The sequence below is a fragment of the Bordetella genomosp. 5 genome (genome assembly GCF_002261315.1).
In the GTDB taxonomy this organism is placed as follows: Bacteria; Pseudomonadota; Gammaproteobacteria; order Burkholderiales; family Burkholderiaceae_B; genus Bordetella.
Window position 1 is genome coordinate 58,517 of record NZ_NEVP01000003.1, and the last position, 21,900, is coordinate 80,416.

Below are 21,900 nucleotides of genomic sequence, written 5' to 3' on the forward strand. Positions count from 1 at the left end.
CGCGGCTGCATCGAGGGGAGGGAACAACGGCATGGAGGGACGGCGGGCATCCATGTGCCGGAACGACAGGCCCCGGCTTCGGCGGCGATTCTATCGCCGCGCCTGCCGGGGCGCGCTACGAGCCGTAACGGGTTCTGCCGAATGTGACGGAATGTGGCGCGCGGGCCACGCGCGCGCTCAGGGCTGGAAGAAGGCCGTGGGCGTCATCAGGCGGTTTTCCTGGCTGATCAGGTAGCCGGCGTCGGCGCTGCGCGTCAGGTAGTTGGCCCACTCGGGGTCTTTCTGCAGGGCCTGGCGGCGCGCCTCGCGATCGGCCGCGCTGGCATACACCCAGATATGCATGTAGCTGTTGACGTTGCCGGTCTCGGTTTGCAGATAGGCGAGCGGCTTGCCGAGATGACGGCTCTGCACGGCATAGCCATGCTCGGCATACAGCGCGAGATGTTTGCGGATGGTGCCGGCGCGGCAGGTGTAGGTACGAACGTCGTAGAGCATGGGTTTCCTCGGAATAAACGGGTTCAGTCGGCCGTGGCGCCGGATTGCTTGACCAGGGTGCTCCAGCGGGTCACTTCCTGGTTGACGTACTGTTGGAATGCCTGGCGCTCGTCGCCCACGGGATCGGCGCCCAGGCCCTGCAGACGGCTCTGCACCGAGGTGTCGGCCACGCTCTGCGTGATGGCGCGCGACAGGGCATCGAGCACCGGCGCGGGCGTGGCGGCCGGGGCGAACAGGCCGAACCACGAGCGTGCATTCATCGCGGCATAGGGCGTTTCGCTGAAGGCGGGCACATCGGGCAGCGAGGGATGGCGCGTGGTGCCCGTGACGGCGAGCGCGCGCAGCCGGCCGCCCTGCACCTGTGACAGCACCTCGGGCAGGTTGGCGAACATCACCTGCACCTGTCCGCCCATCAGGTCGTTGAGCGCCTGCGCGCCGCCTTTGTAGGGCACGTGCGTCATGCTGGCGCCGACCAGGCCGCTGAACTGCGAGCCGGCCAGATGCGAGGCCGTACCGGTGCCGCCGGAGGCGTAGTGCACGCGGTCACCGTTGGCCTTGGCATACGCGGCGAGCGTCGCCACCGAGTCGGCCGGCACCTGCGGATTCACCACCAGCAGGAGCGGCACCGAGGCCAGGTTCGACAGGCCGGCGAAATCGCGCGTGAGGCTGTAGTCGAGCTTCTGATAGAGCGTGGCGTTGATGGCGTGGCTGGACGTGGCCATCAGCAGGGTGTAGCCGTCGGGTTCGGCACGCGCCGCCATCACGGCGCCGATGTTGCCGTTGGCGCCGGCCTTGTTCTCGACGATGACGGGCTGTCCGAGCTTATCGGACATCGCCTGCGCCACGGTGCGGGCAATCACGTCGGTGGCGCCGCCCGCCGCGAACGGCACGATGATGCGCAGCGGGCGCTCGGGGTAGGCGGCCTGCGCGCCGCAGGCCAGCGTGGCCAGCACGGCGGCGGTGGCGGCGCGGACGCGGCGCATGAAAGTCTTCTGCATGGTTGTCTCCTGTCGTGTTGTTGTGGGTGGCGCGACGTCGTTCCATGCCTGCACTGTAAGCAGCGCGCGCCGCCGGCCGTTAGGACGGATCGGCGGCGGAATTGGACTTTTTTGCGGGCGGGGGCCGGCCGCGGGGTGCAAGCCGCGGGCTGCAAGCCGCCGGGCGCAGCTCGCCCGCGCTGCGTTCAGTCGAGCGGACGGCTGTAGCGCTTGCGGAACTCGCCCGCCGTGCCGCCCGTGTGCTTCTTGAAGAAGCGGGCGAAATAGGCGGGATCGTCGAAGTTCAGGCGATAGGCGATCTCGGCCACGTGCAGCGCGGTGTTGCACAGCAGGCGCTTGGCCTCGAGCGCGATGCGCTGCTGTATCAACTGGCTGGCGGTCTGGCCCGTGATGCGCCGCACCGCGTCATTGAGCTGGCGCTCGCTCACGCACAGCGCCTCGGCATAGCGGCCCACGCTGTCGTAATCGAGATAGTGCGCGTCGATCAACAGGCCCAGCCGCTTCAGCAGCGACAGGCTCGCGCCCGATTGCGGGCTGTCGGCCTCGGCGGGATGCAGCCGGCGCAGCTGCGTGAGCAGGATCAGCAGATACGAGCGCACGATGTCGTAGCGGCCGGTGCGCCGATCGAGCAGCTCCTGCTCGATCGCCTGCAGCAGCGGCACCATCGCGTCGTGCTGCGCGCGGCTGAGATAGAGCACCGGCGTGCCGCCCGTGAGATGGAAGAACGGAAACTTCGCAATGTCGTCGGCCTGCGGGAACATGCGCGCGAAGAACGCCGTGCTGATGTTGAGCACGTAGCCGGCGGGCCGCACCGACGAGGTCCAGGCATGCAACTGGCCCGGCGACAGGAAGAACACTGCGTGGTCGCGCACCTCGAACGGCTGGAAATCGAGCAGATGCGTGCCGCGCGCGCGGCTCATCCACAGCAGGTGGTAATAGTTGTGCCGGTGCGGAAAGCCGCGCGGGATGTCGTCGCGCGCCTCCAGCCGCACCAGGTCGAAGTAAAAGTCGCTCTCTCCCGAGAAATCGGAAGACTCGAAGGTGGGGAAAGCCGTCTCCCCCGTCTGCCGCTGCGCCACGGTGTCTCCTCGCGGGCGTGTCCGCCCGGCTCGTTATGCCTCCATCATAACGAGGGCTCGGACGTGCGTCGTGCCTCGCACGGCAGCGCGTCGTCGGGCGCGGCGGCGGGGCTCAACACCACGCTGGCCTGGGGCGCGAACGCCACCTCGGCGTCGTCGGTGCGCCAGGTGCGATAGCCGGGGCGGGCCACGCACCAGTGCCAGCCGTATTCGGTCACGCCGTGCACCATGCCCGGCACTTCGACCAGCCATTCGCGCACGGCCTCGAAGCGCGCCACGCCGCTGGCGTCGGTGGTAGAAGTGGAGCGGCTGCGTTCCCAGCCTTGCGGCGCGCGCGGATAGGCGCCGGTGATGAGCTGCACCGTGGCGCCCGGCAGCGGCGCGCCACTGGCGTCACGGACGGTGATCGAGGCCTCGGGCTGAAGCGTTTTGTGCACCGGAATCGGCACGCAGGCCGCCAACAGCAGGGGCAGGAGGGCGGCGGACCATCGCAGGCAGGTAGACGGGGAGCGCGGCATGTCGGGAGCGGCCAGGGACGAGGCTTCGACCATAGCATGCACCCGGATGCCGGCCCCGCGCCGGCGTGCGTCATTCGACCTTGATGTTGTTTTCCTTGACCAAGGTGGCGAACTTGCGGGTCTCGGCGTCGATACGCTTGGCGAAGCCGTCGGGCGTGGCCTTCATGGGTTCGGCGCCCGCGGCCGCGAGGCGTTGCCGGAACTCGGGCGAATCCGTGATGCGCGTGATCTCCGCGCTGAGCTTCTGCACCACGGGCTGCGGCGTGCCGGCCGGCGCGAGCACGCCGAACCACGTGCCGATATCGAAGTTGGCCAGGCCCGCCTCCGCCAGCGTGGGCACGTCCGGCAACGCGGCCGAGCGCTTCGCGGTGGTGACGGCGAGCGCGCGCAGCTTGCCCGACTGGATGTGCGGCAGCACCGTGGTGATCGTGTCGAACGACATCGTCACCTGGCCGCCGAGGAGGTCGGTGGTGAGCGGGCCGCTGCCCTTGTAGGGCACGTGCAGCAGCTTGGCGCCGGTCTGCGTCTGGAATTGCGTGCCGATCAGATGCTGCGCGGTGCCGAAGCCATTCGAGCCGTAGGCCAGGGGCTGGGTCGCGGCCTTGGCCTGCGTCACCAGCTCGGCCACGTTGCGCGCGGGCGTCTGCGCGGCGTTCACGACCAGCACGTTGGGCACCATGGCGATCGGGGCGACCGCCACCAGATCCTTCTGGAAGTTGTACGAGAGCGCCGGGTAGACGCTGGTGGCGATGGTGTGGTGCACCGCGCCCATCAGCAGCGTGTAGCCGTCGGGCTTGGCCTTGCTGACGAAGTCGGCGCCGATGGTCGCGCCGGCGCCCGGCTTGCTCTCCACCACCACGGGTTGTCCCAGGCTGCGGGAAAGCGAGTCGCCGAGCGCGCGGGCCAGCACATCGGTCGTGCCGCCGGTGGGGAAGGGCACGATGAGCGTGATCGGACGGCTGGGCCAGTTCGCGTCGGCGTGCGCGCCCGGTGCGGTGAACAGCGCGGCGCCGGCGGCGAACGTGGCGGCCAGCAGTGCCGTACGGCGCCGGGGTGGTTGCGCGCGCAACGATGCAGGCCCGGAGTGGTGTTCGTTGGATCCGGGGTTCGCGTCTAGGCTGGTTTGACGCGGAAAAAGGCGTGATTGCAGCATGGTCTCCTCCTTGTGGTGTCGGTGCCGGGGGCGGCTCTGTGTCCGCCTTGCTCCGGGCAGGCGGGGGCCGGCGCGTGCCGGGCCCCTGCCGGGGTCAGGCCGCGCGGCTGGCCTGCGCGCGGCTGTTGGCCAGGCGCTCGCACACGGCGCGGGTGACCTGATCCGTGGTCGCCGTGCCGCCCAGGTCGCGGGTGTGCAGGGTGGGATCGGCCGTGACGGCCTCGATCGCGTCCATCAGGCGGCGCGCCGAGGCGGCTTCGCCCAGATGTTCGAGCAGCATGACCACCGACCAGAACGTGCCCACGGGATTGGCCAGGCCCTTGCCCATGATGTCGAACGCCGAGCCGTGGATCGGCTCGAACATCGACGGGCCGCGGCGTTCGGGATCGAGGTTGGCGGTGGGCGCGATGCCCAGGCTGCCCGCCAGCGCGGCGGCCAGGTCGCTCAGGATGTCGGCATGCAGATTGGTCGCCACGATCGTGTCGAGCGACGCGGGCCGGTTCACCATCCGTGCGGTGGCGGCATCGACCAGCTCCTTGTCCCAGCGCACGTCCGGAAACTCGGCGGCGATCTGCACGGCGATCTCATCCCACATCACCATCGCGTGGCGCTGTGCATTCGACTTGGTGACCACGGTGAGCAGTTTGCGCGGGCGCGACTGCGCCAGCCGGAACGCGAAGCGCAGGATGCGTTCCACACCGGCGCGCGTCATCATGGAGACGTCGGTGGCGGCCTCGATGGGCAGCCCCTGGTGCACGCGGCCGCCCACGCCGGCGTACTCGCCTTCGGAGTTTTCGCGCACGATCACCCAGTCGAGGTCGGCCGGCGTGCAGCGCTTGAGCGGCGCGTCGATGCCGGGCAGGATGCGGGTGGGGCGCACGTTGGCATATTGATCCAGACCCTGGCAGATCTTCAGGCGCAGGCCCCACAAGGTGACGTGGTCGGGGATGTGCGGGTCGCCGGCCGAGCCGAACAGGATCGCGTCCTGCGGGCGCAGGGCCTCCAGGCCGTCGTCCGGCATCATCACGCCATGGCGGCGGTAGTAGTCGCCACCCCAATCGAAGTCTTCGAATTCGAAGCGGAAGTCGGCGCCCTCGGCGAGGGCCTGCATGACCGTGCGGCCGGCCGGCACCACTTCTTTGCCGATGCCGTCTCCGGGAATGGTGGCGATCTTGTACGTCTTCATGCTGGTTCGTGCTCCTGCGTGGTTTCCAGGCGCCCGCCGCGCGTGGGCGGACGATGCATCGATTCTGGCCCGTGGACCCCGCCCGTGAACGCGATTAAAGTTGAACCAGAATCAACTTCAGGTTGAAGGTAATGATGCGTTCCGAGGGGCTGCTGCCGGCCGAGCTGGGATTCTTCGTGGCGGTGGCCAGCGCGGCCAGCCTGAGCGCCGCCGCGCGCGATCTGGGCGTGAGCACCGCCGCGGTCAGCAAGCGCCTGGCGCAGATGGAAACCCGCCTGGGCGTGCCGCTGGTCGTGCGCACCACGCGCCGCGCCACGCTCACGCCGGAGGGCGCGCTGCTGCTGGAGCACGCGCGCCGCATCCTGGCCGACATCGATGGGCTGCGCCACCTGATCGGGGCCGGCGCCGAGCGCCCCGCCGGCCTTCTGCGGGTCAACGCCACGCTCGGATTCGGCCGCATGCACGTGGCGCCCGTGATCGCCGATTACATCAAGCGCTATCCCGAGGTGGACGTGCAGTTGCAGCTGAGTGCCGACCCGCCGCCGCTGGCGGACGACGCGTTCGATGTGTGCGTGCGCTTCGGCGCACCGCCCGAAGCGCGCATCGTCGGCAAGTTTCTCGCGCCCAATCGCCGCCTGCTGTGCGCGGCCCCGCGTTATCTGCGCGCCCACGGCACGCCCGCCACGCCGGCCGAGCTGGTGCGCCACAACTGTATCGGCATCCGCCAGGGCAGCGACGCCTACGGGCTGTGGCGCCTCACGCCCGCGCGTGACGGCGCGGTGCGCGCGGAGAACGTGCATGTGCGCGGCAACCTCACCACCAACGACGGCGAGATCGCCGTGAGCTGGGCGCTCGACGGCCTGGGCATCGTGATGCGCGCCGAGTGGGACATCGCACGCTATCTGCGCAGTGGCCGGCTGGTGCAGGTGCTGCCCGGCTACAGCACGCCCGAGGCCGACATCTACGCCGTCTTTCATCGCCGCCATCAGGCCGTGCCGCGCGTGCGCAGCTTCGTGGACTTCCTGGTGGAGCGTTTCGCGGAGCTGGGACGGTAAACGTCCGGGCGGACCCGCCGGCGGCTACGGCGCCGCCCGCAGCGCGTTGCGCACTGTCTCCAGATCCAGCTTGCGGGCCGGGGCCGACAAGGCCATCGTGTCGAGCCCGTGCATGAAAGCATCGGCGGTGTGCGGGGGCGTGACGCGAAGATGTCACCGTCTTTCTTGGGCGGCGCGCCAGAAAAAAGGGCGCTCCGAAGAGCGCCCCTGTCCTTACCTCATCTCACCCGATCAGATCTTGTCGGGCAAGGCGTAGGCGATCACGTAGTCGCCGCGGTCGGGCGAGTTGCGGGCGCCGCCGGCGGAGATGACGATGTACTGCTTGCCGTCCACGCCCGACTTGTAGCTGATGGGCGTGCCCTGGCTGCCCACGGGCAGGCGGGCCTTCCACACTTCGCGGCCGGTGCCGGCGTCGTAGGCGCGCAGGTAGTAGTCCTGCGTGGCGGCGATGAAGACCAGGCCGCCCTGGGTGGCCAGCGTGCCGCCGATGGTCGGCATGCCGATCGGGATCGGCAGGCCCAGCTTGATGCCGAAGGGGCCCGTGTCCTGCACGGTGCCCACCGGCACTTGCCACACCATCTTCTGCGTCTTCAGGTCCACGGCCGTCAGCGTGCCGAACGGCGGGCGCTGGCACGGGATCTCGAGCGGCGACATGAAGCGCACCTTGGCGTTGATGGCGTACGGCGTGCCGTCCAGCGCGACCGGGCCCTTCACGGCGGCGGCTTCGTTGCCGTCGCTCTTCTTGGCGTCCGCGCCCGCTTCGACCAGTTGCACTTCGAGGCCGACGCGCATGTCATTGATGAACAGGTAGCCGTTCACCGGATCGATCGAGATGCCGCCCCAGTTCATGCCACCCAGCGAACCCGGCAGGTTCAGCGACGGGTCGGTGCCCGGCGGGGTGAACAGGCCGGTGTAGCGCTTGGACTTGAAGTGGATGCGGCACAGCAGCTGGTCGAACGGCGTGGCGCCCCACATGTCCGATTCCTTCAGGTCGTCGGCGCCGATGGAAGGCATGCCGACGGAGAAGGGCTGGGTCGGGGAGTAGGTTTCGCCGGGGATATTGCCGGCCGGCACCTTGCGCTCTTCGACGCGGGTGAGCGGCTTGCCGGTCTGGCGGTCGAGCACGAAGATCTGGCCGGCCTTGGTGCCGAACACCAGGGCGGGCACGGTCTTGCCGTCCACCGGGAAGTCGGCGAAGGTCGGCTGCATCGGCACGTCGAAGTCCCAGAGGTCGTCGTGCACCGTCTGGTAGACCCATTTCTCGCGGCCGGTGCTGGCGTCCACGGCCAGCAGCGACGCACCGTACTTGCGGTCGAGCGCGGTGTGCTTCACGCCCCACAGGTCGACGGCCGCGCTGCCCACGGGCATGAACACGGTGTTCGATTGCGCGTCGTACGACATCGGCGCCCATACGTTCGGGGTGGAGCGCACGAAGGTCTGGCCTTGCGCCGGCGCGGCCTGGTCTTCAGGCTTGCCCGGATCGAAAGCCCAGCGCATTTCGCCGGTGATCACGTCGAAGCCACGGACGACGCCGCCAGGCATGTCGGTGCTGACGTTGTCGGCGACACGGCCGCCCACCACGATGGTGGTGCCGGCCAGGGTCGGTGCCGAGGTCGGGTAGTACTCGCCCTTGTCGGCGCCCTTGCCCATGCCGGCGCGCAGGTCCACGCGGCCTTGCTTGCCGAAGTCGGGGCAGAAGGCGCCCGTGTCGGCGTCCAGCGCGATCAGCTCGGGCGTCACGCTGTTCATCAGAACGCGGCGACGGCACACCGCGCCGGCGTCCAGGCTCACGGCCTTGACCGGCGTGGCGCCTTCGACGGTGGGCTGCTCGAGCGGCGCGTCGATATCGAAGTACGCCAGACCGCGGCAACGCATCCACTTCTTCTGCTTGGCGTTGATTTCGACCTTCCACAGTTCCTTGCCCGTGGTGGCGTCCAGCGCGATCACGTTGTTGTGCGGGGTGCACAGGAACACGCGGTTGCCGATCTGCAGCGGGGTCTGCTGGTCTTCGGCACCGCCACCACCGGGGCTGACCGGCGTGTCGCCGGTGCGGTAGGTCCAGGCCACTTCGAGCTGTTTGACGTTGTCGCGCGTGATCTGGTCGAGCGCGGCGAAGCGCGTGCCGCCGGCGGTGTTGCCGTAGTGCGACCAGTCTTTCTGCTCAGTGGCCGGATCGACCGGCTTGAGCGCGAGCTGTTCGCCATTGGCCACCGGCGCGTGCGGCACGAACATGCCGGCCACGGTGGCCGCGAAGGCCAGCGTCAGCAGGCCGGCGAGCGAGAACGACAGCGCGCGCTGCGGCTCGAGCTTGCGCGCGCGGCGCAGCAGCGGGTAGGCGAGCGCGACCAGGATGCCGAAGCCGCCGAACACCATCACGCGCGACACCAGCGCCCAGAAGTCCAGGCCCACGTCGGCCAGCGCCCACGCGACCGTGGCGATCAGCACCAGCGCGTACAGCAGCGCGCCGCTCGGACGGCGGCGTGCGATCTGGATGCCGGCCACGACCAATGCCGCGCCGCTCAGGGCGAAGTACCAGCTTCCGTCCAGCGCCACGAGGCGGGCGCCGTAAAAACCGAAAAAGAGCCCGGCGGCCAGAATGCACACGCCCAGCACAAACAGCCACACCTTTGCAGGTGCGGCCAAGTCTTGATGTTGATGATTCATAGGGGTTTCCAAAACACAATTCAGCCACGCGGACGGCAACTCAGCCCCATGACCCGGCGCGAGTATAAAGGCTTGGGCTTACAGCACCGCGCGCTTTCGTTCAGTTTTCATTCAGAAAAAGACGACGCACGCCGTCGTACAGGACGTCCTGTTGTCAGCGGCGGCGGTCACCGAGCGCCTCCTCGGCGGCGCCACGGCTGTCGAGCCACGGCGTGACGAGCCGGCCGTCGCGACCGATGCCCGCCCACTGTTTGCCGACCATGGTCATGTGCTCGCCGCCGGCGACGGGCACCGGCACGCAATCGAGGCAGACCAGCGTCACGCCCCGCTCGAAGGGCTCGGCCCAGCGATAGGGCGTGCGCAGCACCGGATCGAGCTTGCGGTCGTAAAAGGTGATGTTGCCCTTGGCATCGCGTCCGCGGGTGAGGCCTTCGACGAAATCGTCGGCGCCGTTGTCGTACGTGAGTACCGGTACCGAATGACTGTCCTTCCTGACCCAACGCCAGCCGCCCGCCGTCGCGAGCGGTGCCAGCCCATGTTCGTCGAAGGCCAGATCGGCCATGACGGCGGTGGCGATGACGAGGCGGTCGGGGTCCTGGCGGGCGCAGTGTTCGGCGCGTTCGAGCCCGCTTTGCGCCGCGCGCGAGGCGTAGAAGCAGGTGAGGTCGAATTCGGCGGGGGCGCCGACCGACAGCAGGACGGTCGCGAGCAAAGACGTGAACGGCATGGCGGCGATGCTAGCACCGGCCCGCGCGGCACGTCCATTGCGGGCCTCAGCGCTGGAACACGGACGAGCGGCTGCGAGGCGGCGGTTCTGCCTTGGCGTCGGCGATGGTGAGCGTGCCGTCGGCGCTCAGGCGGCGCGCCATCTCGGGGGCGCTGACGCCGTCGAAGCCCAGCGTGCCGGGCGCGAGCGACAGGCTCGGCCCGTCGAGCGGGCTTTGCAGCGTGGCGGTGGTCAGCAGCGTGTCGCCCGCGCGCACTTCGATGCGCTTGCCGACGCGGTCGCGCGTGAACGCGGCCAGGGCCTTCACGCTTTCGGGCGCGAGCGTGACCTGCACCGATTCCTGGCCGTAAGCGTCCGTCGCGGTGATGGCCTTCTGGACCTTCAGGCTGGTGGTCTCGGCGTGGGCCACCGCGCTCAGGCAGAGGGCAAGGACGGGCAACAGGAAGCGGGCTCGGCGCATCGTTCGGTCTCCGGTGATGAGGTCGGACGCCGCGCGGCGTCGCGCGGGTGCGAAGGCGCCGCTCGAAAGAGAGCGCGGCGCTCGAGCTTGATTCTAGACGCGGGGCGCGTGAGTTCGTGTCAGTCCTTGTGTCGTGGCGTGACGGGTCACGCCGCGCGGAAGGCCAGCGCGACCCCTTCCGCGTCGGCCGGGGCCACCACGATGCGCGCGCCGTCGTCGTGGGCGATGCGCACGCCATTGCGTTCGAGCAACGCGCGCAGCGCCTGCAGGTCGCGCGTGACGAGCGTGAGGCCGGCGGCGCGGCTCGTGCCTTTGTAGTTCGCGTCGGCGGGCGCCACGCCGTAGTGCGCCTGGAAACCTTCCGGCGTGAGGTAGCGGACTTCGGCGCCGCCTTCGAGGCCCGCGGCATAACCCCGGCCTTCGGCGAGCGTACGCCATTGCAGATCCGGAAATGCCTCGCGCAGCACGGCGGAATCGGCCTCGGGATCGGTCGAGACGTAGGCGTATTCGGCCACGGCGTTCACGCCGTTGGGATGATCCTGCCAGGCCGGCTGCCACACCAGTTGAGGGGTGAAATGCTGGCACAGGAACACACGGCCGTTGGCGATGCGCTGCGTGGCGACGCGCACGGTGCTGAACCGCGCGTCCTGCGACGAACCGTCGGGCAACGTCACCGGGCGATGAAACGCGCGCGGCGCCTCGCCTTCGACCTCGACACCGCGTTCGCGCAGTTGCGCATACGCCGCCTCGGCATCGGGCACCTTGAACACCAGGCCCGCCAGCCCCGGGGGATGACCCCAGTCGGCGGTCGGCAGATGCGCGTTGCGCGGCTCCACGCCCAGCAGCTCGAGATAGTCGGTGCCGAACATGGCCAGGTTGTTCGATGAGCCGAGCGAATGATGACCGCGCGGCGTCAAGGTAAAGCCGAGACGCTGATAGGCGCGGGTGGCGGCGTCGAGATCGCGCACGGCGATGACGACATGATCCAGGCGCTGAGACATGAGTGTGGCTCCGGTGGAATTGCAGAGACACGTGCCTGCGTCGCCGGCACACGTCACGGGTTGGGTCAGCCGGGCAGATTGTCCCACGAAGGGGGCGCGATCCGCCGCGAGGGAATTGCGGCCGGGCACAAGCGGCACCGCGCCAGAGCGTCTTCGCGCAATTTAATTGCGCACCGATGTGGTGCTTGCATTGCTGAAATAGGAAGGAGCCGATCACAAGTTTGCAATTGTGGCAACGCGACCACCTGATTAGACTGCCGAATGTGTGGATGCGACGTCAGGCCAGAAGACGTGGATTCTTCGAGTACGCGGAAGAGTCCGGCATCGCAGCCGGGGCCGGGTGCGCGATGCGCAGCCATGGCCGGCCGTTCGAGCGTCGCACCGCGACGACCCACGCCCGGTCCTCGTTACTCCGTTTACTGCGTGCCTCTCATGAAACGACTTCACTTCGAAAATGCCGCCCTCCGCCATTTCCTTGCAGTCGTCGAGGCCGGCACGATCGTGGGGGCGGCCAATCGACTCGATGTCGCCAGTTCGGCGGTCAGCCGGCATATCGCCAGTCTCGAGCAGCTGTTGCAGCGGCGCCTGTTCGAGCGGCATCCCAAAGGCATGCGCGTGACCGATGTCGGCCAGATCCTGGCCGACCATGCGCGCCTGGTCGAGGCCGACGCGGCGCGCACCTGCGCCGACATCGCCCGCGCGTCCGGCGACCGCGCGCAGACCATCGAGATCGCCGGGGCCTACGGCTTCGCCGCCTGTCAGCTACCGCGGCGGTTCGCCCGGTTTCAGGCGCGTCATCCCCATGTGCGCTTCAGCTTCACGGCCGTCGAGGCGCGCGCGGTCGTCGAGCGCGTGCGCACGGCGCAGGCGGATATCGGCGTGACCTACACGCATGGCGGCGAGCGCGACGTCCAGGTGCTGTTCACCCAGCCGATCGAGCTGGTCGCGGTGATGCGCGAAGACCATCCCCTGGGCCGGCACGAACGCCTCGATCTGGAACAGCTCAGTCTGTTTCCGCTCGCGCTGCCGGAGCCCGGCAGCACCCTGCGCAAAGCGCTCGACATCGCGTCGAGCCTGCGCAATCTGGACCTCGTGCCCGCGCTGTCCACCAATCACCAGTCATCGTTGTTTCACTACGTGGCCATGGGAAGCGGCGTGACGGTGGCGGCGCGCGAGACCTTCACTGAACTCTATGGCGGCCTGCCGCTCATCTGCCGCCCGCTCGACGACGCGCTGCTCAACGCCGGGCGGCTGCAGTTCATGGTGCACGCGACACGCTCGCTCTCCGAACCGGTCGAGGCCTTCGTGCGCTACCTCACGCTCGCGGCGCGCCTGGGCGAGGCCGCGGAGGCCGCCGACGACGACTGAACGCATTGCGAAATCCGGAACGCGCCATTGCGATTTATGCCGTTGTGACACGCCTGGCCTGCCGCTAAATTTGTCAAAAAATTACGCAAAGTTGCAAATCGTATGCTCCCACGAGGAGGCGTGCCCGCGCGGGACGCTGGGGTGGGGTGCGCTACCGGAGTGAATGAAGTGTTGGCAAATCTCAAGATCCGCACCGGCTTGCTGGCCGTGCTGAGCGTGCTCATCGTGGCGCTGATTTTCTCCAGCGTCATGGGTTGGGTATTCGCGCGACATGCCGATGACGGCATCGACGACCTGAATCGCGTCGCGGCCGAGCAGGCCCGCCCGCTGTTCGAAACCCGTGCGCAGCTATTGCGCGCGCGCCTGTCGCTGGTGGCGGCCTATCTCGATCTGGCGACCGGCACCGGCAAGGACGCCGCGGCGGCCATCCAGCAGGGCGAGACCCAATTGGCCAACGCGCGCGTCTCGCAGCAGCGCTTCCAGGACGTACCCAAGAGCAACGACGAGGCGCGCGAGATGGCGCGGCGCCTGGAGCAGGCCTTCAATCCCTACGTCGCGAGCATCCAGACCCTGGGCGATCAGCTCAAGGCGGGCTCGACCTCCGGCTATGTGGTGCAGGCGGCCGCCATGCGCCTGGCCGACCAGGCGTTCGACGAGCAGCTGACCGCCTTCCTGACGCGCACCGAGCGTCGTGGGGCCGAGATCAATGACGCGTCGGACGAGCGCTATGTGCAGGCCGAGGCCACCGCCATCGTGTTGCTGATACTGGCGGTGGTGCTGGCCTTCGCGTGCTGGCGCTTCATCAACCGTCGGGTGCTGGCACCGCTGCGCGAGGCAGGCGAGCATTTCGGCCGCATCGCCGCGGGCGACCTGACGCGTCGCGTCGTCGTGACCTCGCGCAATGAGATCGGGCAGTTGTTCGCCCTGCTGCAGACCATGCAGGACAGCCTGGCCCGTACCGTGGGCGAAGTGCGCCGCAGCGTGACGGAGATCAATGTGGGCGCGGCCGAGATCGCGGCCGGCAACACGAATCTGTCTTCGCGCACCGAAGAGCAGGCGGCCTCGCTCGAGGAGACCGCGGCCAGCATGGAACAGATCGCCTCGAACGTGAAACAGAACACCGACTCGGCGCAGCAGGCCAATCGTCTCGCCGCGCAGAGCAGCGGCGTGGCGCGTCAGGGCGGCGATGTGATCGGCGAAGTGGTCGGCAGCATGAGCCGCATCTCCGAGAGCTCGGCGCGCATCGCCGACATCGTGTCCGTGATCGACAGCATCGCATTCCAGACCAACATCCTGGCCCTGAACGCCGCGGTGGAGGCCGCGCGCGCCGGTGAGCAGGGCAAGGGTTTCGCCGTGGTGGCGGGTGAAGTGCGCAGTCTGGCGCAGCGCAGCGCCCAGGCGGCCAAGGAAGTCCGCGACCTGATCGAGGCCTCGCGCGGCGACGTGCAGGGCGGGGTAGAACAGGTGCGCCGTGCCGGTGAAACCATGCAGAGCATCGTGAGCTCGGTGCAGCAGGTCTCGGACATCATGGGCGAGATCAGCAGCGCGTCGGCCGAGCAGCTGCAGGGTATCGAGCAGATCAACGGCGCTGTGGCGCAGATGGACGATGTGACGCAGCAGAATGCCGCGCTGGTCGAAGAAGCGGCCGCCGCGGCCGCGTCGCTCGAAGAGCAGGCCAAGCGCCTCGCCGACACGATGGCCTTCTTCAAGGTCGGCTCCGATCAGGTGATCGAGATGCCGTCGGGCGGCGCGCTGTCGGCGCGCGCGCCGGTGTTGCTGCACGCGTGATGCATGCGAGCCCGCGGCCCTGGCCATGCCGGGGCCGCGGGCCGGCGCCTCAGGCGGGGTTGCCTTCGGGGCGGTTGATCTCGCTTTCGGAAATGATCTCGGCCACGAGCACCTTGCCGGGACCATGCAGGAAATATTCGGCTTCCGCAGGATCGCGCAGCTTGAGGAAGGTGCCTTCGCCGATCTGCATGGTGTGACCCGCGTCCATCACGGCCTGGCTGTCGCGCAGATAGCTCATCACGTCGTTGAACAGGGTGGAGAAATACTCGCCCTGATGGTGGCCTTCGGCCAGCGCCGCGAAGTCGGGCAGACCGAAGACGTCGCCGCCGTAGGTGCGCATCCAGACGCCCGCGGTGCCTTCGACGTCGTACTTCACGAAGCCGCAGTACAGCGCGTTGAGCGGCAGCGACGCGAGGATTTCCAGCGTGTCTTCGCCGAGCGATTCGCGCGAGAAGATGCCGGCGGGCAGGGACGTGTGCGCGTGCTCGTTCAGCACGGCGAGCGCGCCCGACGCGGCCAGCGCGCCTGCCATGGTGGCGAGCGCGACGTATTGATCGAACGGATCGGTGGCGTGGCCGGCGTAATACAGCAGGACGTGGCTGCCGTGCGCGCGCACCTGTTCCTTGACGTCGGCCGGATAGTGCGCCGGCGCCACGCAGACCTCGAGCGCGTCATGCGGCAGGGGCGCGTTGAAACCGACGAGCCGGATCACGTGCTCGCCCCATCCCGCCAGGGCGAACAACTCGTCCATGTCGGGCGCGATCTCGACACGGGCATCCTGCATCGAGCTGTGATAGTCGCGCAGCGCCTGGGTCAGCGCGCCCGCCTGAATGGGCAGCGTGCCGGGGAACACGACCTGCAGGCTCAGCGGATTTTCGATGTCCGGATTCGCGACCAGGGCCGACGGATCGGCGGCGGTGACGGAGGCGGGAGACTCGTTGGCCGGGTCTTTGCGGCCGAAGAAACGCGAGAAGATGCTCATGGTGATCGCGGCTGACGGAGAAAGCGGGATGCTAACAATCCCGCCCCGGCCGCGTGCCGCGCATTCGTGTCAGGCTATGACACAACGCTTCAGGGTGGTTCGACGGGCCTTGGTGAAGACGGCGGATCTCAGGCTTTCGATCCGGGACCGCTCGGCGCGGGATCGGGCGAGCCGCCAGCGGCCCGCTCGCCATGCGGCAGCCCGTGATGGGCGGGGTCGTGATGGGCCAGGCCCAGATGAGCCATCCTCGCCGCGAGAAACTCCACGCACACGCGCACCTTGGCCGAGGCATTGAGCCGCGACGGGTACACGGCCCAGATGTCGGCGCTCTGGCGGTACTGCGGCAGCACCTGCACCAGCTTGCCCGCACCGAGCAGCGGGGCCACGTCCCACATCGAGCGCAGCACGATGCCGCGTCCGTCCACCGCCCACTGCACCACCATCTCGCCGTTGTTGGCCGACAGCGGCCCGCGCACCTTCACGGTGTGCTCCTGATGGCCGCGTTGCATGCGCCACACGCCGAACGGGTGATCGCGCTCCTTGATGACGAGGCAGTCGTGCGCGGCCAGCTCGGGCAGCGTACGGGGCGTGCCCCGCGCGGCCAGATAGCCGGGCGCGGCGCACAGCACGCGATGGTTGCTCGCGAGCTTGCGTGCGATCAGGTGCGGCGCGATCACGTCGCCCACGCGTACGTCGAGGTCGTAGCCTTCGGCGGCCACATCGATGAGCCGGTCGAACACCTCGAATCGCACCTGCATCGCGGGATGGCGCGCCACGAACTCCGACAGCGCGGGGGCGACCACGCGCCTGCCGAAGCCGAAGCTGCTGCTCACGCGCAGCGAGCCACGCGGTTCGCGGCGCGTCACGCCGACCTCTTCGACCAGATGGTCGACGTCGTCGAGGATGCGGCGGGCCCAGTGATAGACGCGCTCGCCTGCCTCGCTGATCACCACGCTGCGTGTGGTGCGATGAAACAGCGTGGTGCCCAGGCTGTCTTCGAGCAGGCGCACGCGTTTGGTGACGTAGGCGGGCGACATGCCGAGGTCTTCGGCCGCGCGCGAAAAGCTGGACGCGCGCACGACGGCGCAGAACACCCGCAGGTCGGCGGGGAGCAGGTCATTATTCATGAACTGTGCATAGTCATTTCACAGAAGCGCCCATTGTAGATGTCTTGAGCGGCGTCCTACGATGCCGGCTGTCCTGATCGACGTACACCGGAATCTCTTATGTCTCACATCCTGAAGATCGCAGCCATCGCCGGCGACGGCATCGGCAACGAAGTCATGCCCGAGGGCCTGCGCGCGGTGGAGGCCGCGGCCCGCCGCTTCGGCCTCACGCTGCAGATCGATACCTTTCCCTGGGCCAACTGCGAGTACTACGCGGCGCACGGCGACATGATGCCGGCCGACTGGAAAGCGCAGTTGCAGGGCTACGACGCCATCTTCTTCGGCGCGGTCGGCTGGCCGGCCACCGTGCCCGACCACGTCTCGCTGTGGGGTTCGCTGCTCAAGTTCCGCCGCGAATTCGACCAGTACATCAATCTGCGCCACGTGCGGCTGTTCGAGGGCGTGCCGTGCCCGCTGGCCGGGCGGCGCGCGGGCGATATCGATTTTTATATCGTTCGCGAGAACACCGAGGGCGAGTACACCAACCTGGGTGGCCGGCTGTTCGCGGGCACCGATCGCGAGATCGTGATCCAGGAGTCGGTGTTCACGCGCCACGGTACCGATCGCGTGATGCGCTACGCCTACGACCTGGCGCGCCAGCGCGAGCGCAAGCACCTCACCGTGGCGACCAAGAGCAATGGCATTGCGATCAGCATGCCGTGGTGGGATGAGCGCGCCGACGAGATCGGCCGCGACTATCCCGAGGTGAGTATCGACAAGCAGCACATCGATATCCTGGCGGCCCGCTTCGTGTTGCAGCCGCAGCGTTTCGACGTGGTGGTGGCCTCGAACCTGTTCGGCGACATCCTGTCCGATCTCGGCCCGGCCTGCACCGGCACCATCGGCATCGCACCGTCGGCCAACCTCAACCCGGAGCGCAAGTTCCCTTCGCTGTTCGAACCGGTGCATGGATCGGCGCCGGATATCTATGGCAAGGGCATCGCCAATCCGATCGCCATGATCTGGTCGGGCGCGCTGATGCTGCAGTTTCTGGGCAGCCAGGAGGCGCACGATGCCATCCTGCGCGCGATCGAGCATTGCCTGGCGCACGGGCCTCGCACGCCGGACCTGGGCGGGCAGGCCAGCACCGAGGCGCTGGGCCGCGCCGTGGCCGAGCATATCGAGGCGAACGCCTGATACGCGCCGCATGAGGTGGCATATGCACTGCCGGGCCGCGCGGTCGCGCGCCTGGCGGTGCTCGCGGGCGTCGGGCCGCGCCGCCCGCGGGATTCACGGCGATAATCGCGCATCTTCGAATCCGGTCGGGCCTCGGGTCCGCGCGTCTGTCATGAACGTTCGTCTCACCCGCCTCGTCCGCCTGGCGGCGCTCCTGCCGCTGTGTGGCGCGCTGCTCGCCTGCGCGGGCGATCCCCGGCTGCACGCCAGCGCGCTGGCCGGACGTGCCCAGTTGCAGCACGAGCAGATCGCGGCGGGCCCGTTCGTACTCACCGCGTATGCGCGCATCACGCGCGCCGATCTTCCGCTGACCGTGTATATCGAAGGCGATGGCTTCGCCTGGCGGTCGCGCAATCGGCCCTCGGACGATCCCACGCCGCGCAAGGCCGTGGGGCTGCAGCTCGCGGCGGCCGACCCCGGCCCGAACGTGCTGTACCTCGCGCGTCCGTGCCAGTACACGCCGATGTCGGCCAATCCCGGCTGCAAGGTCGGCTACTGGACCGGCAAGCGCTATGCCGAGGAAGTGGTGCAGGCGCTGAACACCGCGGTATCGCGTCGGCTGGCACCGGGCCAGCCGGTGCAATTGGTCGGCTACTCGGGCGGGGGCGCGCTTGCCGTGCTGATCGCCGCGCGTCGCAATGACGTGGTGGCGGTGCGCACGGTGGCTGGCAACCTGGACGTGGGCGGCGTCAACCGCCTGCACGAGGTGAGTGCGATGCCGGAATCGCTCGATCCGATCGATGTGGCATCACGAGTGGCCCGCGTCCCGCAGCTCCATGTGAGCGGTGCGCGCGACAGCATCGTGCCGCCCGCCATCGCGCAAGGATTCGCGCGCGCCGCCGGGCCCTGCGCCCGCGTGTGGATCGAACCCGGCATGTCGCACGAGAGCGACTGGTCGGCGATCTGGCCGCGCCTGCTGGCCGAAGCGCCGGGCTGCGCGCGCTAGAGCAGGGCGGCAGGACTCGCCAGACCGCGAGATGGGCACGCCGGCGGGCAGATTTCGGCCCGGCACCCATCGCCCGCCACTCCTCGCCGGCCGCACCTCGCCGGCCGCACCTGGCCGGCCGCACCTCGCCGGCCGTATCTCCCCAGCTCCCGTCGCCGCCCGGCAGCCGAGCGACGTCCGGACGTTGCAAAAACACCACCGTCGAGGCCTTTACGGGCCCTCTCGAGCGCCCTCGCGACCCCGTTCCGGCACCAGATCGTGTCGGTAACAGACGTCACGGTTACGCAAATTACGGTTCTCGCCGCATATTTGCTGCGCACATCAATTTATTTCCAATAATTTCTGATTTGTCCGTTTCGTTCCGTCTAATCAATCGAAATACGGCCCGTAGATCGCCTTTTCCCGAGATTATTCGTAAATATTTGATGCAACATGGCCGAGCAATTGTGTCGTTCGGTGACTTTTCTGAAACCGTTTTCGAGGCATTGCCGCCGCTGCGCCGCCCTCGAATTCGAGGTGGCGCGACGTGTACCGGTGTCGAAGTTTCCACCCTTGTCCGCCAGCCCGAGAGGGCGGCCCTTTTTCTGTTCAAACGGTTGACCTCATGTCCCACCCGAGTCGTTCTCACTCCGTTCGCGCCGCCGCGACGTTCTCGCCCCGCCTGTTGACGCTGGCACTCGCGGCCGCGCTCGGGGGCATCGCTTTGCCCGCCCAGTCTCAACCGCTGCCGCAGATGCCGCCGGACGTGATATCGGGTACTCATGCCTATACCTTGCGCCTGTGGAACCCGGCTGGCGTCACGGCCACGGAAGACGCCATCTTCGGTGGCGTTGGCACGAATGAGTACGGATTGTGGACGGGCACCGACGCAGCCTTCATCGACAACAAGGGTGCGATGGGGCTGGACGTCAGTGAGGCGGGCCTGCGCAACGACTTCAACCTGGGGACGCTGACCAACAGCGGAACGATCCTCGGCCAGACCGGCGTGGCCAACAGGAGCGTCATTCAGAGCTTCGAGAATCGGGCCGACATCCTGGGTACGCTTTCGCCCGCGCTTCTCAACACCGGCACCATCGTCAAGCTCGAAACCATCGGCACGGCGAAGTTCGAAAGCCAGTATTCGCCCGCCATCCGTAATATCGGCACGATCAACACACTCATCAACGGCGCCGAAGCGCGGATCGCGGGCAACGGGGGCACGGCTGGGCTGGAGAATAGAGGCGTCATCGACAGACTCGACAACTTCGGCGCAATCGACGGTTTGGGGGGCAGCGGCCTCGCCGGCGATGCGATCCGGAACGCCTCGGGCGCCGTCATCACGGAGCTGAACAATAGCGGACGTTTGTACGGCGGCATCTCGAACCAAGGCGAGATCGGCACGTTCACCAACGCCGGGAAGATGTCGGGCAGCCTGTTCGCGATCTCGAACGGCGCCACGGGCAGAATCGACTCGATCGTCAACACGGGCACGATCACGGGCACGATCGAAAACAAATCGACCAATGCGCTGACAATCAACGGCGGCAGCCAGACCTACGGCACCCTGCAAGCGATGGGAAGCCTCCCCGTGATCCTGACCAGCAACGCGGACGTGATCTTCGGCCAGGGCAAGCTGCAGATCTCGGGCGATATGAATCTGAGCGGCCGGACGCTGCAGAACAAGGGCGCCACGGTTCGGCTGGCCCAGCCCACCACCGTGTTCGGCAACTACACGCAGGGCGCGAACGCGACACTCGAACTCGGCGTTTTCGAGAACGCAGTGGTCGACGGTGCACCGACCGATAGCGGCTATGGCCGTCTGATCGTCATGAACGACACCGTGCTGGAAAGCGGCACGTCGGTGAAGGTCGTCAAGTTCGGCAAGTACGACTTCGCGAAGGGCCAGCGTTTCGTGGCCGTGTCCACCGCCGGTGACGCGCAATATCACAGCGACAAGATCAAGGCGTCGGCGGAAGGCTACGATGGCTCGGTCAGCGCGTCCGAAATGATGGCCGGTGACGGTGCCCATCTGGTGCTGACGATCGGCGAAAAGAACACCGGTCCGATCGTTCCGAACCCGAACCCGAACCCGAACCCGAACCCGAACCCGAACCCGACGCCGACGCCGACGCCGACGCCTACGCCCACCCCGACGCCGACTCCTACCCCGACGCCCGAGACCCCGATCACGCCGGAAGTTCCGGTCGTGCCCGAGACGCCGGTCGTCACGCCCACGCCGGACGTCGTCGTTCCGCCGAGCCCCGCGCCGCGCAACCCGGCCACGACCTCGAACGCCACCTCGGCGCTGACCGGCCTGTTCAACTACCAGGGCATCGACCAGACGCTGCTGGACGTGTTCAACCCCGCAGCCGCGCTCGGTTCGACTGCGGAAGCCAATCGCGTGGGCGCGCAGCTCGCGCCGTCGGCCGTGAAGACGGCCGCCTCGCAAGGCGCGCAGCGCGCCACCGCGCAATCGCTGGACATCGCCAACGCGCGTCTGGACAGCATGCGCTCGGCGCCGACCGGCGCGACCGGTGTGGCCACCGGTGAAACCGGCCTGCAGCCGGCGATGTGGGGCCAATACTTCGGCGGCCGTGCGCGCCAGAGCGAGCGTGACGATGTGGCGGGCTACGACGCGCGCTTCAACGGCCTGCTGCTCGGTGCCGACACGCTGGTGAGCCCGAACTGGCGCGTGGGCGGCATGTTCAGCTATGCCCGCACCAACGTCGACAACAAGGACGCCAACGACGGCAGCAGCGCCAAGGTCAACTCGTATGGCCTGACCGCCTACGCCGGCTACGACGGCCGTCCGTGGTACGTGAACGTGATGGCCGGTGTGGTGCGCCAGCGCTACGACACCGAGCGCGACATCTCGTACACCGGCTTCGCGGGCCATGCCCGGGGCAAGTACGACGGCACGCAGTACGTGACCTCGGTGCTGGCGGGCTACCCGATCGCGCTGAGCCCGCGCACCACGCTGACGCCGCTGGCGGGCCTGAGCTACAGCCACCTGCGCCAGGAAGGCTACACGGAGAGCGGCGGCAACGGCGCGGGCCTGAAGGTGGGTTCGACGCGTGCCAACTCGCTCAAGAGCGATCTGGGCGTGAAGGTCGAGCATGCCTTCGACACCTCGGTGGGCCTGCTGACCCCGAGCGCGCA

18 protein-coding genes are annotated in these 21,900 nt (G+C 68.2%); 6 read left to right on the plus strand and 12 right to left on the minus strand.

The window, feature by feature from the left end; translation table 11 throughout:
* Positions 1-177: 177 nt before the first annotated feature.
* The 6 genes from CAL25_RS05465 to CAL25_RS05490 all read right to left on the minus strand — a co-directional run bounded on the left by CAL25_RS05465 (position 178) and on the right by CAL25_RS05490 (position 5,429).
* Positions 178-495: an NIPSNAP family protein gene (locus CAL25_RS05465; RefSeq protein WP_094798948.1), complete on the minus strand. Its 318-nt coding sequence runs from the start codon at positions 493-495 to the stop codon at positions 178-180.
* Positions 496-518: 23 nt separating this feature from the next.
* Positions 519-1,493, minus strand: coding sequence for a Bug family tripartite tricarboxylate transporter substrate binding protein (locus CAL25_RS05470; protein WP_094798949.1), 975 nt, complete (start codon positions 1,491-1,493; stop codon positions 519-521).
* Positions 1,494-1,678: 185 nt separating this feature from the next.
* Positions 1,679-2,572 (minus strand): helix-turn-helix domain-containing protein, encoded by an 894-nt coding sequence (locus CAL25_RS05475; RefSeq protein WP_094798950.1) that lies wholly within the window; start codon positions 2,570-2,572, stop codon positions 1,679-1,681.
* A gap of 44 nt (positions 2,573-2,616) precedes the next feature.
* A complete protein-coding gene (locus CAL25_RS05480) occupies positions 2,617-3,123 on the minus strand; it encodes a carboxypeptidase-like regulatory domain-containing protein (RefSeq protein WP_094798951.1) in 507 nt (168 codons plus the stop codon).
* Between the two features lie 37 nt (positions 3,124-3,160).
* Positions 3,161-4,243: a tripartite tricarboxylate transporter substrate binding protein gene (locus CAL25_RS05485; RefSeq protein WP_094798952.1), complete on the minus strand. Its 1,083-nt coding sequence runs from the start codon at positions 4,241-4,243 to the stop codon at positions 3,161-3,163.
* 94 nt (positions 4,244-4,337) lie between these two features.
* A complete protein-coding gene (locus CAL25_RS05490) occupies positions 4,338-5,429 on the minus strand; it encodes a tartrate dehydrogenase (protein WP_094798953.1) in 1,092 nt (363 codons plus the stop codon).
* 131 nt (positions 5,430-5,560) lie between these two features.
* On the opposite strand from CAL25_RS05490, the gene CAL25_RS05495 reads away from it, so the two are divergent.
* Positions 5,561-6,484 (plus strand): LysR substrate-binding domain-containing protein, encoded by a 924-nt coding sequence (locus CAL25_RS05495; RefSeq protein WP_170948394.1) that lies wholly within the window; start codon positions 5,561-5,563, stop codon positions 6,482-6,484.
* 231 nt (positions 6,485-6,715) lie between these two features.
* Here the strand turns inward: CAL25_RS05495 and CAL25_RS05500 are convergent, their stop codons facing one another.
* From CAL25_RS05500 to CAL25_RS05515, 4 genes are all read right to left on the minus strand, one after another.
* Entirely contained in the window at positions 6,716-9,148 is a 2,433-nt protein-coding gene (locus tag CAL25_RS05500; protein WP_094798954.1) for a membrane-bound PQQ-dependent dehydrogenase, glucose/quinate/shikimate family, read from the minus strand.
* 154 nt (positions 9,149-9,302) lie between these two features.
* Positions 9,303-9,875 (minus strand): hypothetical protein, encoded by a 573-nt coding sequence (locus tag CAL25_RS05505; RefSeq protein WP_094798955.1) that lies wholly within the window; start codon positions 9,873-9,875, stop codon positions 9,303-9,305.
* 46 nt (positions 9,876-9,921) lie between these two features.
* A complete protein-coding gene (locus CAL25_RS05510) occupies positions 9,922-10,335 on the minus strand; it encodes a hypothetical protein (protein WP_094798956.1) in 414 nt (137 codons plus the stop codon).
* Positions 10,336-10,481: 146 nt separating this feature from the next.
* Entirely contained in the window at positions 10,482-11,336 is an 855-nt protein-coding gene (locus CAL25_RS05515; RefSeq protein WP_094798957.1) for a VOC family protein, read from the minus strand.
* 432 nt (positions 11,337-11,768) lie between these two features.
* On the opposite strand from CAL25_RS05515, the gene CAL25_RS05520 reads away from it, so the two are divergent.
* Together CAL25_RS05520 and CAL25_RS05525 are read left to right on the plus strand one after the other, a co-directional pair.
* Positions 11,769-12,704 (plus strand): LysR family transcriptional regulator, encoded by a 936-nt coding sequence (locus tag CAL25_RS05520; protein WP_094798958.1) that lies wholly within the window; start codon positions 11,769-11,771, stop codon positions 12,702-12,704.
* 168 nt (positions 12,705-12,872) lie between these two features.
* Positions 12,873-14,492 (plus strand): methyl-accepting chemotaxis protein, encoded by a 1,620-nt coding sequence (locus CAL25_RS05525; RefSeq protein ID WP_094798959.1) that lies wholly within the window; start codon positions 12,873-12,875, stop codon positions 14,490-14,492.
* Positions 14,493-14,541: 49 nt separating this feature from the next.
* Here the strand turns inward: CAL25_RS05525 and CAL25_RS05530 are convergent, their stop codons facing one another.
* Together CAL25_RS05530 and CAL25_RS05535 are read right to left on the minus strand one after the other, a co-directional pair.
* Positions 14,542-15,474, minus strand: coding sequence for a DUF4261 domain-containing protein (locus tag CAL25_RS05530; protein WP_094798960.1), 933 nt, complete (start codon positions 15,472-15,474; stop codon positions 14,542-14,544).
* 128 nt (positions 15,475-15,602) lie between these two features.
* Positions 15,603-16,601 carry a LysR substrate-binding domain-containing protein gene (locus tag CAL25_RS05535; RefSeq protein ID WP_094798961.1) on the minus strand — a complete coding sequence of 333 codons (999 nt, stop codon included), beginning with the start codon at positions 16,599-16,601 and terminating at the stop codon, positions 15,603-15,605.
* A 99-nt stretch (positions 16,602-16,700) separates the two neighbouring features.
* On the opposite strand from CAL25_RS05535, the gene CAL25_RS05540 reads away from it, so the two are divergent.
* From CAL25_RS05540 to CAL25_RS05550, 3 genes are all read left to right on the plus strand, one after another.
* Positions 16,701-17,777, plus strand: a complete 1,077-nt coding sequence (locus CAL25_RS05540; RefSeq protein WP_094798962.1) for a tartrate dehydrogenase — start codon at positions 16,701-16,703, stop codon at positions 17,775-17,777.
* Between the two features lie 151 nt (positions 17,778-17,928).
* The gene (locus CAL25_RS05545; protein WP_170948395.1) at positions 17,929-18,762 is read left to right on the plus strand and encodes an alpha/beta hydrolase; all 834 of its coding nucleotides are present in this window, start codon (positions 17,929-17,931) and stop codon (positions 18,760-18,762) included.
* Positions 18,763-19,366: 604 nt separating this feature from the next.
* Positions 19,367-21,900 (plus strand): autotransporter outer membrane beta-barrel domain-containing protein (locus CAL25_RS05550; RefSeq protein ID WP_141217891.1); only part of this gene is annotated, 2,534 nt, incomplete at its 3' end.

Bases quoted from the DNA above. Each gene is read 5' to 3' on its own strand.
- CAL25_RS05465 (WP_094798948.1), bottom strand. From the start codon at position 495: ATGCTCTACGACGTTCGTACCTACACCTGCCGCGCCGGCACCATCCGC.
- CAL25_RS05510 (WP_094798956.1), bottom strand. From the start codon at position 10,335: ATGCGCCGAGCCCGCTTCCTGTTGCCCGTCCTTGCCCTCTGCCTGAGC.
- CAL25_RS05485 (WP_094798952.1), bottom strand. From the start codon at position 4,243: ATGCTGCAATCACGCCTTTTTCCGCGTCAAACCAGCCTAGACGCGAAC.
- CAL25_RS05515 (WP_094798957.1), bottom strand. From the start codon at position 11,336: ATGTCTCAGCGCCTGGATCATGTCGTCATCGCCGTGCGCGATCTCGAC.
- CAL25_RS05520 (WP_094798958.1), top strand. From the start codon at position 11,769: ATGAAACGACTTCACTTCGAAAATGCCGCCCTCCGCCATTTCCTTGCA.
- CAL25_RS05540 (WP_094798962.1), top strand. From the start codon at position 16,701: ATGTCTCACATCCTGAAGATCGCAGCCATCGCCGGCGACGGCATCGGC.
- CAL25_RS05545 (WP_170948395.1), top strand. From the start codon at position 17,929: ATGAACGTTCGTCTCACCCGCCTCGTCCGCCTGGCGGCGCTCCTGCCG.
- CAL25_RS05495 (WP_170948394.1), top strand. From the start codon at position 5,561: ATGATGCGTTCCGAGGGGCTGCTGCCGGCCGAGCTGGGATTCTTCGTG.
- CAL25_RS05470 (WP_094798949.1), bottom strand. From the start codon at position 1,493: ATGCAGAAGACTTTCATGCGCCGCGTCCGCGCCGCCACCGCCGCCGTG.
- CAL25_RS05500 (WP_094798954.1), bottom strand. From the start codon at position 9,148: ATGAATCATCAACATCAAGACTTGGCCGCACCTGCAAAGGTGTGGCTG.
- CAL25_RS05505 (WP_094798955.1), bottom strand. From the start codon at position 9,875: ATGCCGTTCACGTCTTTGCTCGCGACCGTCCTGCTGTCGGTCGGCGCC.
- CAL25_RS05535 (WP_094798961.1), bottom strand. From the start codon at position 16,601: ATGAATAATGACCTGCTCCCCGCCGACCTGCGGGTGTTCTGCGCCGTC.
- CAL25_RS05490 (WP_094798953.1), bottom strand. From the start codon at position 5,429: ATGAAGACGTACAAGATCGCCACCATTCCCGGAGACGGCATCGGCAAA.
- CAL25_RS05480 (WP_094798951.1), bottom strand. From the start codon at position 3,123: ATGGTCGAAGCCTCGTCCCTGGCCGCTCCCGACATGCCGCGCTCCCCG.
- CAL25_RS05530 (WP_094798960.1), bottom strand. From the start codon at position 15,474: ATGAGCATCTTCTCGCGTTTCTTCGGCCGCAAAGACCCGGCCAACGAG.